The organism is Kitasatospora sp. NPDC059462, from assembly GCF_042749955.1.
In the GTDB taxonomy this organism is placed as follows: Bacteria; Actinomycetota; Actinomycetes; order Streptomycetales; family Streptomycetaceae; genus Kitasatospora.
Window position 1 is genome coordinate 1 of the sequence record NZ_JBHYUU010000214.1, and the last position, 12,401, is coordinate 12,401.

A 12,401-nucleotide genomic window follows, 5' to 3' on the forward strand; every position below is an offset into this window, starting at 1 on the left:
GGCGGTGGGGCGGGGGTGGGGGGCGGGCGGGGGGGGTTGCGCCGCCCGCCCCCGCCCCGGCGCCGGGGCGTCCCGCGGTTTTCGGGGGCACGGCCCGGTGCCCGGTGCCCGGCGCGGCGAGGTGTGGCGGGCGTCCGGCGGCGGGACACTGGCCCGGGGAGGGGTGTCCGGGCGGGGCCGTTTCGCCGAGCAGGTGGTGTGTGGCAATGAGCGAAGTGCTGTTGGCCGTCGGGACCGAGAAGGGCCTCTTCCTCGGGCGCAGCCGCGACCGGTTGGACTGGGAGTTCAGCGGGCCGCACTTCCGGATGAACGCGATCTACTCCGTGGCGATCGACCGCCGCGACCGCGGCGACGGCGGGCCCCGCGGGGACGGGGGTGTCCGGCTGCTGGTGGGCGCCGACAGCAGCCACTGGGGGCCGTCGGTCTGGCGCTCGGACGACCTCGGCGCCAGCTGGTTCGAGCCGCCCACCCCGGCGATCCGCTTCCCCGAGCACACCGGCGCCTCGCTCACCCGGGTCTGGCAGCTCCAGCCGGCCGGCCCCGAGGCCCCCGGCGTGGTCTACGCGGGCACCGAACCCGCCGCGCTGTTCCGCTCCGAGGACGGCGGCGAGAGCTTCACGATGGTCGAGCCGCTCTGGAACCACCCGCAGCGCAGCGAGTGGGGAGCCGGGTACGGCGGCCAGGGCCTGCACACCGTCCTCAGCGACCCGCGCGACCCGCAGCGGCTGCTGGTCGCCGTCTCCAGCGGCGGCGTCTACCGCAGCAAGGACGGCGGCGACAGCTGGGAGCCGTCCAACACCGGGCTGCGGGCCGAGTTCTTCCCGGAGGAGAGCCAGTACCCCGAGTTCGGCCAGTGCGTGCACAAGATCGCCCGGGACGCCGTCAACCCGGACCGGCTCTACCTGCAGAACCACGGCGGCGTCTACCGCAGCGACGACGGCGGCGCGAACTGGCGCTCGATCGCCGACGGGCTGCCCGCCGACTTCGGCTTCGCGATCGCCGCCCACCCGCGCCGCGCCGACACCGCGTACGTGTTCCCGCTCGGCGGCGCCGACGACCGGATCCCGCCCGGGCGCCGCTGCCGGGTGTTCCGCACGAACGACGCCGGTGACAGCTGGCAGGCGCTGGCCGAGGGCCTGCCGGGCGAGGACCACTACGGCATCGTGCTGCGCGACGCGCTGCGCACCGACGACGTCGAGCCGGCCGGCATCTACTTCGGCAACCGGACCGGCGACGTCTACGCCAGCCACGACGAGGGCGAGCACTGGTCGTTGCTGGTCTCCCACCTGCCGGACGTCCTCTGCGTCCGGGCGGCCGTGATCGCGGACTGACCCGGGCGCGGGGACCGGGGCGGGCAGGGCAGGGGCCGGGACGGCGGGCTCAGGTGTCGTACTCGCCGTCCCACGGGGCGTGGAAGCCCAGGTTGTCGGGGTAGAACTCGGCCCAGTCGTCCTCCGTCGCGCCCTCGCCGTGCCGTTCGACGACCAGGCCGAAGCGGCAGCCGTCCACGTGCACGGCGAAGGGCGCGATCGCGATGTCCCCGTAGGCGCGCCCGGGCAGGGCGTCCAGCCACTGCGCCAGCCGGTCGGCGGCGGCGACGGCGGCGACCGGGAACCCGCCCGGCACCGCCTCGATCCGCGAGCCGAGGTGACGCCCGGCCTCGTCGAACCGGTGCAGCACGGCGAAGCAGTACCGGTCGGCGCCGTCGTCCGCCTCAGGGACGGCGTAGGTGACCGAGGCGAAGAACTGGCCGCCCCGGAAGCGGCCGATGGTGTCGGTGCGGTAGCCGGGCTCGTGGGCGATCGGGATGACCTCGGGGACGCTCATGCCCGGCCACGCTAGACCCCGCCACCGACAACACCGGGGCGGGGGCGCTCAGCGCAGGGTGCGGAAGAACGCCCGGACGTCCGCCACCAGCGGCTCCGGCGCCTGGAGCGAGGCGAAGTGGCCGCCGGTGTCGTACGCGGTCCAGCGGGTCACGGTGTGGGACAGCTCGGCCAGGGTGCGGATCGCCCGGTCGCCGCGGAACACCGCCACCCCGGTCGGCACGCCGGAGGGCGCCGGGCGGCCCCAGCCGTCGGCCGCGATCTCGCGGTAGAGGCGGGCCGCCGAGCCGGCCGTGCCGGTGAGCCAGAACGCGGTGACGTCGGTCAGCACGGCGTCCCACGAGGGCAGGGTCTGGCGGGTCGCCACCGGATCGTGGTCGACGAAGAATTCGAGGTTCCAGGCGAGTTGGCCGACCGGCGAGTCGTTGAGCGCGTAGGCCACGGTCTGCGGGCGGGTGGACATCTGCGTCGCGTAGCCGGAGTGCGCCTGCCACCAGCGGGCGTTGTCCCCGGCCCGGGCCCGCTCGTCGGCGGTCAGCAGCGCGGACTCCGCCGCGTCGAGCGGGGCCGAGGCGGTCGGCGGCGCGTTGAGGTGGACGCCGATCACCCGGTCGGGCGCCACCCGGCCGAGCTCGGGCGAGACGATGGCGCCGAAGTCGCCGCCCTGCGCGCCGTAGCGCGGGTAGCCGAGCCGGCGCATCAGCTCGGCCCAGGCCGCGGCGATCCGGCGGGTGCCCCAGCCCGGCGCCGTGGTCGGCCCGGAGTGGGCGAAGCCCGGCAGCGAGGGCGCGACGACGTGGAACGCGTCGGCCGGGTCTCCGCCGTGCGCCCGGGGGTCGGTGAGCGGCCCGAGGACACCGGTGAAGTCGTGGACGGTGCTGGGCCAGCCGTGGGTGAGGACCAGCGGGAGCGCGTCCGGCTCGGGCGAACGGACGTGCAGGAAGTGCACGTTCTGGCCGTCGATCGTGGTGGTGAACTGGGGGAAGGCGTTGAGTTCCGCCTCGTGCGCCCGCCAGTCGTAGCCGTCCGTCCAGTACTCGGCCAGCTCCCGCAGGTACGGCCCGGCCACCCCGTACGACCAGCCGGCCCCCGGCAGGTCGTCGGGCCAGCGGGTGCGGGCGATCCGCAGGCGCAACTCGTCGAGCTCGCCCTGCGGAACGGCGAGCCGGAACGGACGGACGGCGTCCTCGTCGGTGATCATGCGGCGACGGTAGGCGGCGAGTAGGTCCGCCGGTGTCCTACTCTCCACCCGGCCCGGCCGGTCGAAGGGGTCGAACCGGTTGATCCGGACGGATCGTTCACCGAGCATGGCGGGGACGGGTACAGGGCGCGCCGAAGGGTGCGCCGACGCGCGAGGATCGGACGAACGGCGTGGCGGAGAAGGATCCTGACTGGCAGTACGGCTACGGGGCGGACGGCGACGCCCTCGTGCGGTACGAACGCGGGGAGCGGGAGGGGCGGCCCTGGGCCGATCAGCTGGAGGTGGTCGACCCGCGCGCCGACCTGGCCGCGCAGGTCGCCTACGTGCGGGCGGAGATGGCGGGCTGGGTGGTCTCCGGGCCGGTCGGGCTCGGCGAGGAGCTGGTGCGGCAGGGCTCCACGGTGCTGCGCCACGGCCACACCATGGAGCGCAAGCTCGCCGGCGCGGCCCCCGACGGGGGGTGGGAGGCCTGGGCGAGCACCCCGCTGCGGGCCGGGTTCCGCGTCGTTCCGTGCGACCGGCCGGCCGGGGAGCTGGCCCCCGGCTCGCTGGCCGCCTTCGGACCGGGCCACCCCGACCACCGCCCCGAGGACGCCGGGAACGCCCCGTCGGCGGTGGACCGGCTCGCCGAGTTGCTCGCCGGCGAGGTCGTAGGGCCGCTGCTGCCGTCCAGCGCCCTGGTCGTGGACGACGCCGACCGGGTGGTGGCCGGAGCCGTGCTGACCGACTGGGACGGACTGCCCTGGATCGCCCATGTGTTCCGCGACCCGGCGCACGGCTACCCCGGTCTCGGCGGTGACCTGCTGCGGCGCACCGTCGCGGACGTCGCCCTCGCGGGCCGGAGCGCGATCGGGCTGGCGGTGACCGAGGGCAACCGGGCGCGCCGGCTGTACGAGGAGATGGGTTTCACGGTGACGCGCAGCTCGCTGACGGTCATCGTCCCCTGAGGTACCGCGGCACCGGGGCACCGCAGGCCCCGGTGCCGGGACAGCCGTCCCGGAGCCGGCCCTCAGGGGTGGGCCAGCTCCAGGACGGCTATCCCGGCGAGCACGGCCGCGCTCGCCGCCACCCGCATCCGCCCCAGACGCTCGCGGAACACCACGGTGGCGATCAGCGCGGCGATCACGATGCTGGTCTCGCGCAGCGCGGCGATCGTCGCGAGGTTCCCCCGGGACTGCGCCCAGACCACCAGCCCGTAGGCGGTCAGCGACAGCACCCCGCCGAGCAGCCCGTACGGGACCGCCGGACCGGCCCCGGCCAGCAGGCTCCGCCCCCGGCGCGCCCAGGCGATCAGCGCCAGCACCGGCCCCTGGAGCAGGAACAGCCACGCGATGTAGCCGCCGACGGTGCCCGCGTGCCGCACGCCGCCGCCGTCCGACACGGTGTACCCGGCGATCATCACCCCGGTACCGAGGGCGGCCGCCAGCGCGGGCAGCTGGGCCCGGCCCGGGATCCCGTGGGCCAGGGCCAGTCCGGCCAGGCCGCAGGAGATGACGGCCACGCCGATCAGCTCCCCGGTCCCGAGCCGGTCGCCGAGGAGGGTGACCGACAGCACCGCCACCAGCAGCGGCGCGGAACCCCGCGCGATCGGGTACATCTGCCCGAAGTCCCCCAGCTGGTAGGCGCGGAGCAGGAGCAGCTGGGAGGTCACCTGCAGCACCACGGAGGTGACCAGGTACGGCCAGGCCGCGGCCGCCGGCAGCGGGTTGAGCAGCACCATGACCAGCGCGCAGGCGGTGCAGGCGAGGTTGATCAGCGTGAAGCCGACCAGCTTGTCCGGGATCCGGTGCGCCAGCCCGTTCCAGACCGCGTGCAGCACGGCGGCGGTCAGGACGGCCGCGGGAACAGCCGCGGGAACGGCGGCGGGAACGGCGGCGGGCATGGTGGACTCCCCTCCGGTGGGCGGCCGAGGGACCGGCGGACCACCGCCCTCGGAATCGGATTCCACGGTACACTGCCACCATGGAAGAGCGTTCCGATTTTTCTCCGCTGGAGTCCCAGCTGGCCGCCCACGTCCGCGCCCGGCTCGGCGAGCTGCGCGGCAGCGAGGCGCGGGTCGCCCAGGTGGTCCTCGCCCGGGGCGCGGACCTGGTCGGCCTGAGCGTGAGCGATGTCGCCGAGCTGGCCGGGACGGCGCCCTCGTCGGTGGTCCGGGCCTGCCAGCGGCTCGGCTTCCGGGGCTACCAGGAGCTGAAGATCGCCGCCGTCCGGCAGGCCCCGGCCCCCGCGCCCGACCCCGCCGACACCCGGGACCCGGCCGCCCGCGCGCTCGCCGACACCGTCCGCTCCGCCCGCGAGGCGCTCGACGGGATCGCCACCACGCTCACCCCCGACCGGCTGCGGGCGGCGGCCGAGGCGCTGAACGCCGCCGACCACGTGCTGGTCCTCGGCGCCGGGCTGTCCGGCGCGGTGGTCGTGGACGCCGCGTACCGGCTGCGCGCGCTGGGCCTGCGCACCGACGCCCCGGCCGACCCGATCACCGCCCAGCTGGCCGCCGCCCAACTGCCGCCCACCGCCGCCTGCCTGGCCGTCAGCCACACCGGCGCCACCCGCACCGTGGTCGACGCCGCCCGGCACGCCCGCGACAACGGCGCCACCGTGATCGCCCTCACCGGCTACGCCCGCTCGCCGCTGGTCGACGCCGCCACCCACGCCCTGGTCGCCGGCGGCCAGGACCTCGTCTTCGGCCTGGAGACCACGGCCAGCCGGATCGCCCACCTGACGGTGCTGGACGCCCTCACCCTGACCCTGCTCGCGCTGCGCGGCGAACCGGCCGAGCGGGCCCTGCGCCTGTCCGCGGACGTGACGGCCGATCACGCGTACTGAGGGGCCGCCGCGTTCGTCCAGCCGGTGAAACGGCCCCCGGGGCCGTCGGTGGCGGTGTGTAGGCTCGCGGCATGGCAAGGGTGACGCGGGACGACGTGGCGAGGGCGGCGGGGACGTCGACCGCGGTCGTGAGTTATGTGATCAACGATGGACCGCGGCCGGTGGCGGCCGCGACGCGGGCCCGGGTGCTGGCCGCCGTCGAGGAGCTGGGGTACCGGCCGAACCGGGTCGCGCAGGCGATGGCCCGGCGGCGCACCGACCTCATCGGCATGGTCGTGCCGGACGCCCGCCAGCCCTTCTTCGCCGAACTCGCGCACACCGTGGAACGCGCGGCCGCCGAGCGCGGGCGGCTGCTGCTGATCGGCAACTCCGACTACGCCGACGAGCGCGAGGCGCACTACATCCGCGCCTTCCTCGGCATGCAGGTGGACGGCCTGATCCTGGTCACCCAGGACCCGTCCGCCCCCGGGGTCACAGGCGTGGACGCCACCGAGGGGACGCCGGTCGTCCTGCTGCACCACCGCGCCGAGACCGAGCGCGGGATCGCCGTGGTCGCGGACGACGAGGGCGGCGCCCGCGAGGTCGTCCGTCATCTGCTCGGCCACGGTCACGCCGAGGTGCACTGCTTCGGCGGCACCTTCGCGCTCAGCCCCAGCGACCCGGTGACCGTCCGCACCGCGGGCTGGGCCGCCGCGCTCGCCGGGGCCGGCCTCTCCACCGAGGGCCGGCTGACCGCCGCGCCGTTCGACCGGGTGCGGGCGCACCGCGAGGCGCTCGCGCTGCTGGCGCGCGCCGACCGGCCGTCCGCCGTCTTCTGCGCGACCGACGACCAGGCGATCGGTCTGCTGCGGGCCGCCGACGACCTGGGCCTGCGGGTGCCCGAGGACCTCGCGGTGGCCGGCTTCGACGACATCGCCGAGGCGGTGATCGCCGGCCCGCCGCTGACCAGCGTGGCCACCGCCCAGGCGGAGATGGCGCGCGCCGCCGTCGACCTGGTGCTGAGCGCGGGTGCCGACGGCGGGCCGGCCCCGGCCCCCGGGGCCCGGACGTTCCCGGCCCGGATGGTGCTGCGCCGCTCCTGCGGCTGCCCCGGGGACTGACCCGCCGGGCCCGGGGCCGGGCCGGTCAGATCCCGGCCCGGGTGAGCCGGCGGAAGACGACGGCCACCACCAGGGCGGTGAGCACCAGCAGCAGACCGGCCTCGACGAGCTGGATCGGCACGAGGTGCGACACCGGGTGGTACCGCCCCCAGGAGGTGGGCGCCGCCGCACAGACGTCGGCCACCGGCAGGCATGCGTCGGACGTCATCCTGGTGCCGTCCGCGAGCACCACCCCGTGCTCCACCAGCCAGGCGTTGGTGGGCTGGGCGAAGCCGCCCAGGGTGTTGTTGTACGGCTGCTCCTGGTCGACCAGCGGCCAGAGCGAGGGCCGCAGCATGATCATCGCGGTGTGGGCGAGCGCCACCGCCGCGCCGCTCGCCAGCACGGCGGCGACGGTGCGCCGCAGCAACTGTCCGACCAGCACGCCCAGCGCCAGGCCGAACAGCGACCAGGCGACGGGGACCACGCCGAGCACGGGGTAGGTGAACCCCTGGAACGGCGGGTCGAAGGCCCCGAAGGCCCCCCGCCGGTGCACGATGTCCGACCACCACACCCAACTGGTCAGCCCGGCCACCAGGGTGGACAGCAGCAGCACGGCGGCGCCCGGGACGGCGAGCCGGGCCGCCAGCCAGCGGCCCGGGCTGACGGACTGCGCCAGCACCATCCGCAGGGTGCCGCGCTCGTACTCCTGGGCGAGCAGCGGCCCGCCGAGGAAGGTGCCGAGCAGGACCGGGACGGCCGTGACGGCCGGCTGCAGGATGTCCGTGAAGGCCCGGAGCAGCAGCTCCAGCCGGCCGTACTGCACCCGGCACTCAAGGCCCCAGCTCTCCCCGGAGTCGCAGCCGGTCCGCGTCATCAGCTCGGCCCGGTCCTGGATGAGGACATGCAGGGCGATCAGGACCAGCACGGTGAGGAGCGCCGGAACGGCCATCGTCCGCACCGCCACCCGGCTCTGCTGCCACGACAGCCAGAGCACGCCGCGCGGCCCCCGGGGGCGGCGGGCGGTCGCGGGCCGTCCGGCCGTCCGGTCCGCGGGCGCCGGGGCGGGCGGGCCGGTCAGGGTGCTGGTGCTCATGCGGCGGCCTCGCGATCGGGGGCGGTGACGGGGGTCCGGACCGGGGTGCGGAGGTAGGCCAGCAGCAGTTCCTCCAGGCTCGGCCGGGTCGACTCCCACGGGCCGTCCACCGGTTCGCCGGTGTGCAGCAGCGCGGTGACCTGGCGGCCCCGGACCCGCCGTTCCACGGTGGTGCCGGCGGGCAGTTCGGCCCCGTCGGCGGCGCCGACGAGCAACCGGTGGCCGTCGAGGATCTCCTCCAGGTCTCCGGCCAGCCGGATCCGGCCCGCCTGGACCAGCAGCAAGTGGTCGATGACGCCGTCGAGTTCGGGCAGGATGTGGGAGGAGACCAGGATGGTGGTGCCGCGTTCGGCGGCCTCGGCCATCAGCACGCCCATCAGTTCGTGGCGGGCGAGCGGGTCGAGGTCGGCCATCGGCTCGTCGAGCAGGAGCAGTTCGGGGCGCTTGCCGAGGGCGAGCGCGAGCGCGACCCGGGTGCGCTGGCCGCCGGAGAGCGAGCCGACGCGCGCGCCCAACGGCAGCTCGCCCATGTCGATGACCCGTCGGGCGGCCTCCTCGTCCCACCCGGGGTTGAGCTCGCGCCCGAGGCGCAGCGTGCCCGCCACCGTGAACGAGGGGTAGAGCGGCTTCTCCTGGGTGACGTAGCCGACCCGCGCACGGGACTCCGGAGTGCTCGACGTCTCGCCGAACACCCGCAGTTCGCCCTCGGTCGGCTCGATCAGCCGGGCGGCCAGGGTGAGCAGGGTGCTCTTCCCCGCCCCGTTGGCGCCGACCACGCCGCAGATCCGGCCGGCCGGGACGGTGAAGTGGCAGTCGCGCAGGGCCCATCGGTCACCCCGGTAGCGCTTGCCCAGCCCCACGGCCTCGACGGCCGGCCGCTCCTCCGCCGGTGTCGCGTCCGGTCCGGTTGTCACGTCCGTCATGCGGTCCCCCCACCCTCCCTAGTCCGTTGCGGCCGGGCCCACCGGCCCGGCCGGCCCGTGCGGCGTCCCGGGGACGCCGGATGCGAAGCGCTGCTCCAGCACGGAGGCCAGCAGCGCGGTGATGTCCTCGCGGTCGAGTCCGGCCGCGCGGGCCTCGTCGACCCAGCCCACCAGCCCCGCCCGCAGCGGCCCGTCGGCGGCCGCCTCGGGCCGGGCGAGCGAGCGGCGGACGAAGGTGCCGAGCCCCGGCCGGGGTTCGACCAGCCCCTCGCGCTCCAGCTCGCGGTAGGCCTTCAGCACGGTGTTCGGGTTGATCGCGGTCTGCTCGACCACCTCCCGGGCGGTCGGCAGCTTGTCCCCGGGCTGGAGCACACCGAGCCGCAGCGCCTGCTTGGTCTGCTGCACGATCTGCTGGTAGGTGGAGACGCCGCTGCGCCGCTCGATGCGGTACTCGATCACACCCGCAACACCCTTTCACTAGGTCATTAGTGGAATCGTGGCGAACCTCGGCGCCGTGGTCAAGTCGGACCCGGGGGGTCCGGGGCCCGCGGGGGTCACGGACGGCGCAGCAGCCGCAGGTCGCCGTCCTCCACGACCCGCCGGTAGCCCAGCTCCCCGTACCGGCCGAGCATCCGGACGGTGTCCTCGATCGCGCAGGGTGCGTGCACGCTGGGGTCGGCCAGGTCGACGACCACCCACTGCGGCCCGTCCTGCAGCGCGTCGGCGAGCGGTGGCGCCGGTTCGCGGCAGACCAGGCCGACCGTGGTCCGCCCGGCCAACTGTGCGGCGAGGCGGTTGGACGCGGCCACGGTCGCGCCGTCGGGTATCCGTTCGAGCAGCTCCCGGGTCCGCGCCAGGCGGGGCGAGGTACCCCAGGCCCCGGGGGCGGCGAGCTCGTGCAACGGGTAGACCGGGAGCGTCACGGCGGCGACCAGGCCGGCGGCCACCAGGGCGCGCCGGGCCCGGCGGACGGCCGCGGCGGCCGCCGGGCCGTCCGCCGGGCCGTTCGGCGCGGGGGACGGGCCGTCCGGCGCGCACCGGTGGCCGCCGGGGCGGGCGAAGGCGCCGGTCCGGTCGAGGGCGTCCACCAGGGCCGCCAGCAGCAGCGGCATCAGCACCGCGCTGTAGTGGTACCCCACGCCCCAGTAGTGCGGGTTGTCGGCGATCAGCCGCCAGCCCAGGGTCGGCACGCAGAGCAGCGCCAGCGGTGACCGCAGCCCGAGGAACCCGGCGGTCGCGGCGGCCAGGCCGAGCAGCAGCCACTTCAGCGGCGGCCAGACCAGCCGCACCGCCGTCTCCCACGGCGCGCCGGCGGCCTCCCCCGCACCCACCTGCCCCCAGTAGGCGAAGTCACCGCCGGGGTTGAAGGACGGCAGCACCACCAGCATGGTCAGCGCCGTCGCGGCCAGACCGAAGAGCGCCACCCCGAAGCCCAGCGCCCGGATCCCGCTGCCGCGCGCCGCCCGTGCGCAGACCAGCGCCCCGACGACGGCCACCGTCAGCCCGAGGTCCTCCTTCACCAGCACCAGCGGCAGCGCCCAGAGCACCGCCGCGACCGGCCGCCCCCGCCCCAGCGCGGTGGCGGCGAAGGCCAGCAGCGGCACGGCGAACGCGATCTCGTGGAAGTCGTCGGCCACCGCCTCGACGATCCCCCAGGACACCCCGGTCAGGCAGCCGACGGCGCCGGCCAGCCGCGGGCCGCCGACCCGGTGGGCCCACCGGCTCAGCGGCACCACGGCCAGTGCCATCAGCACCGCCTGGGCGACCAGCAGCGTCACGGCGCTCGGGAACACCCGGTAGAACGGGGCGAGGGTGGCGAGCAGCGGGTGGAAGTGGTCGCCGAGCAGGTGGTAGCCGGGACCCTTGAGCAGCACGACCGGCGCCCGCCCGTCCGCGTAGGCCCGCACCGCCTGCTCGAAGATGCCCAGGTCGTAGGCCTGGGTCAGCATGCGCCGGTGCCGGTTGACGGCGACGCAGGAGTAGAGCACGGCGAACAGCCCGGCGAGCCCCCAGGACAGCACCCGGGGGCGCCGGAGGGAGCGGAGCACCGCGCGGAGCACCCACATGAACAAACCACCCTTCCACTATTGAATTAGTGAAAGGGTGGTGGAAGCCCGGAGCGGCCGTCAACCCCGGCCGGACCGGACCGGGGGGTACCCCGCCCCGCACAGGGGGGTCAACCCCCCTGCCGGGAAGGGGGTTTCTCCGGTTCCGGGGCGCCCGGCCGGCCGCCAGACTTCCTGCCATGAGCCCACAGTCCACGGCCCTGCCGTCCCCCGTTCCGGCCGCACCGCCGCGCCGCGACCCGGACGGCAGCGATTTCGCCCAGCTCACCCGCCGCATAGCCGAGGAGGCGCTGCTCGACCGCCGCCCCGGCTACTACGCGATCCGCTTCGGCGTCACGCTGGCCGCGTTCGCGGGCGGCTGGTACGCCCTGTTCGCCCTGGGCGACAGCCCGCTGCAGCTCGCACTGGCCGCCGCCATGGCCGTCGTCTTCGGCCAACTGGGGCTGCTGGCCCATGATCTGGCGCACCGCCAGGTCTTCGCCGACCGGCGGCGCAGCGAGCTCGGCGGGCGGATCGTCGCCAATCTGCTGATGGGCATGAGCTACGGCTGGTGGATGAACAAGCACACCCGCCACCACGCCAATCCCAACCACGAGGGCCGGGACCCGGACGTCGCGCCCGACATCGTGGTCTGGTCCCAGCAGCAGGCCCGGCAGGCGCGCGGGGTCCCCCGGTTCATCGGGCGGCGGCTGGCGTTCCTGTTCGTCCCGCTGCTCCTCCTGGAGGGCCTCAACCTCAGCTACAACAGCTTCCGGGCGCTCCGCAGCCCCTCCCTGAAGCGCCGCCGCCTGGAGGGCGCCCTGCTGGTCCTGCACTTCGCGGCGTACTTCGGGACCGTCTTCGCCGTGCTGCCGGCCGGGCGGGCGGTCGCCTTCCTCGCGGTCCACCAGGCCCTGCTCGGCGTCTACCTGGGCTGCGTCTTCGCGCCGAACCACAAGGGCATGCTGATGGTGACGCCGGAGATGCGGCTGGACTTCCTCCGCCGGCAGGTGTTGACCTCGCGCAACGTCCGCGGCAACCCGGTCCTGGACACGCTGATGGGCGGCCTCAACTACCAGGTGGAGCACCACCTCTTCCCCAGCATGCCGACCCCGGCGCTCCCCCGGGCCGCCCGGATCACCCGCCGGTTCTGCGCGGAGAAGGGCATCCCGTACCACGAGACCGGGTTGCTCCGCTCCTACCGCGAGATCTTCGCCCACCTCCACCGCACCGGCGAGCCGCTGCGCGCGGACCACTGAGCGCGGACCACCGAGCGCCGACCACCGAGCACCGACCACTGAGCGCGGGCCGCCGGGGCCACGCCCCGGCGGCATAGGGTCTGTCTCTTGGATTTTGTCGGATCAGGCCGCGGCGTCTGGGTGCGTGCATCGCAAGGCGGAGGAGG

At 75.5% G+C, this 12,401-nt stretch carries 12 protein-coding genes; 5 read left to right on the forward strand and 7 right to left on the reverse strand.

The window, feature by feature from the left end; all coding sequences use genetic code 11:
* Positions 1–206: 206 nt before the first annotated feature.
* A complete protein-coding gene (locus ACFXAM_RS33575; protein WP_380297065.1) occupies positions 207–1,331 on the forward strand; it encodes a WD40/YVTN/BNR-like repeat-containing protein in 1,125 nt (374 codons plus the stop codon).
* Positions 1,332–1,380: 49 nt separating this feature from the next.
* Here ACFXAM_RS33575 and ACFXAM_RS33580 read toward each other — a convergent pair whose 3' ends face one another.
* Together ACFXAM_RS33580 and ACFXAM_RS33585 are read right to left on the reverse strand one after the other, a co-directional pair.
* The gene (locus ACFXAM_RS33580; RefSeq protein WP_380297067.1) at positions 1,381–1,827 is read right to left on the reverse strand and encodes a hypothetical protein; all 447 of its coding nucleotides are present in this window, start codon (positions 1,825–1,827) and stop codon (positions 1,381–1,383) included.
* Between the two features lie 48 nt (positions 1,828–1,875).
* Entirely contained in the window at positions 1,876–3,027 is a 1,152-nt protein-coding gene (locus ACFXAM_RS33585; protein ID WP_380297069.1) for an epoxide hydrolase family protein, read from the reverse strand.
* A 170-nt stretch (positions 3,028–3,197) separates the two neighbouring features.
* On the opposite strand from ACFXAM_RS33585, the gene ACFXAM_RS33590 reads away from it, so the two are divergent.
* Positions 3,198–3,974, forward strand: a complete 777-nt coding sequence (locus ACFXAM_RS33590) for a GNAT family N-acetyltransferase (RefSeq protein WP_380297071.1) — start codon at positions 3,198–3,200, stop codon at positions 3,972–3,974.
* A 62-nt stretch (positions 3,975–4,036) separates the two neighbouring features.
* Here the strand turns inward: ACFXAM_RS33590 and ACFXAM_RS33595 are convergent, their stop codons facing one another.
* Positions 4,037–4,909 carry an EamA family transporter gene (locus tag ACFXAM_RS33595; RefSeq protein ID WP_380297073.1) on the reverse strand — a complete coding sequence of 291 codons (873 nt, stop codon included), beginning with the start codon at positions 4,907–4,909 and terminating at the stop codon, positions 4,037–4,039.
* Positions 4,910–4,989: 80 nt separating this feature from the next.
* Between ACFXAM_RS33595 and ACFXAM_RS33600 the strand changes: the two genes are divergently transcribed.
* Together ACFXAM_RS33600 and ACFXAM_RS33605 are read left to right on the forward strand one after the other, a co-directional pair.
* Positions 4,990–5,853 (forward strand): MurR/RpiR family transcriptional regulator, encoded by an 864-nt coding sequence (locus tag ACFXAM_RS33600; protein WP_380297074.1) that lies wholly within the window; start codon positions 4,990–4,992, stop codon positions 5,851–5,853.
* Between the two features lie 71 nt (positions 5,854–5,924).
* Positions 5,925–6,953, forward strand: a complete 1,029-nt coding sequence (locus ACFXAM_RS33605; protein ID WP_380297075.1) for a LacI family DNA-binding transcriptional regulator — start codon at positions 5,925–5,927, stop codon at positions 6,951–6,953.
* 25 nt (positions 6,954–6,978) lie between these two features.
* Here ACFXAM_RS33605 and ACFXAM_RS33610 read toward each other — a convergent pair whose 3' ends face one another.
* From ACFXAM_RS33610 to ACFXAM_RS33625, 4 genes are all read right to left on the reverse strand, one after another.
* Positions 6,979–8,028: an ABC transporter permease subunit gene (locus tag ACFXAM_RS33610; protein WP_380297076.1), complete on the reverse strand. Its 1,050-nt coding sequence runs from the start codon at positions 8,026–8,028 to the stop codon at positions 6,979–6,981.
* Complete coding sequence (locus ACFXAM_RS33615) at positions 8,025–8,951, reverse strand: ABC transporter ATP-binding protein (RefSeq protein WP_380297078.1); 927 nt, start codon at positions 8,949–8,951, stop codon at positions 8,025–8,027. The genes ACFXAM_RS33610 and ACFXAM_RS33615 overlap by 4 nt, the downstream gene beginning before the upstream one ends.
* Before the next feature lie 18 nt (positions 8,952–8,969).
* Complete coding sequence (locus ACFXAM_RS33620; protein WP_380297080.1) at positions 8,970–9,410, reverse strand: GntR family transcriptional regulator; 441 nt, start codon at positions 9,408–9,410, stop codon at positions 8,970–8,972.
* Between the two features lie 95 nt (positions 9,411–9,505).
* Complete coding sequence (locus ACFXAM_RS33625; RefSeq protein ID WP_380297081.1) at positions 9,506–11,017, reverse strand: DUF2079 domain-containing protein; 1,512 nt, start codon at positions 11,015–11,017, stop codon at positions 9,506–9,508.
* 179 nt (positions 11,018–11,196) lie between these two features.
* Between ACFXAM_RS33625 and ACFXAM_RS33630 the strand changes: the two genes are divergently transcribed.
* Complete coding sequence (locus ACFXAM_RS33630) at positions 11,197–12,255, forward strand: fatty acid desaturase family protein (RefSeq protein ID WP_380297083.1); 1,059 nt, start codon at positions 11,197–11,199, stop codon at positions 12,253–12,255.
* Positions 12,256–12,401: the final 146 nt, after the last annotated feature.

Bases quoted from the DNA above. Each gene is read 5' to 3' on its own strand.
- ACFXAM_RS33625 (WP_380297081.1), bottom strand. From the start codon at position 11,017: ATGTGGGTGCTCCGCGCGGTGCTCCGCTCCCTCCGGCGCCCCCGGGTG.
- ACFXAM_RS33605 (WP_380297075.1), top strand. From the start codon at position 5,925: ATGGCAAGGGTGACGCGGGACGACGTGGCGAGGGCGGCGGGGACGTCG.
- ACFXAM_RS33610 (WP_380297076.1), bottom strand. From the start codon at position 8,028: ATGAGCACCAGCACCCTGACCGGCCCGCCCGCCCCGGCGCCCGCGGAC.
- ACFXAM_RS33580 (WP_380297067.1), bottom strand. From the start codon at position 1,827: ATGAGCGTCCCCGAGGTCATCCCGATCGCCCACGAGCCCGGCTACCGC.
- ACFXAM_RS33630 (WP_380297083.1), top strand. From the start codon at position 11,197: ATGAGCCCACAGTCCACGGCCCTGCCGTCCCCCGTTCCGGCCGCACCG.
- ACFXAM_RS33575 (WP_380297065.1), top strand. From the start codon at position 207: ATGAGCGAAGTGCTGTTGGCCGTCGGGACCGAGAAGGGCCTCTTCCTC.
- ACFXAM_RS33615 (WP_380297078.1), bottom strand. From the start codon at position 8,951: ATGACGGACGTGACAACCGGACCGGACGCGACACCGGCGGAGGAGCGG.
- ACFXAM_RS33600 (WP_380297074.1), top strand. From the start codon at position 4,990: ATGGAAGAGCGTTCCGATTTTTCTCCGCTGGAGTCCCAGCTGGCCGCC.
- ACFXAM_RS33595 (WP_380297073.1), bottom strand. From the start codon at position 4,909: ATGCCCGCCGCCGTTCCCGCCGCCGTTCCCGCGGCTGTTCCCGCGGCC.
- ACFXAM_RS33585 (WP_380297069.1), bottom strand. From the start codon at position 3,027: ATGATCACCGACGAGGACGCCGTCCGTCCGTTCCGGCTCGCCGTTCCG.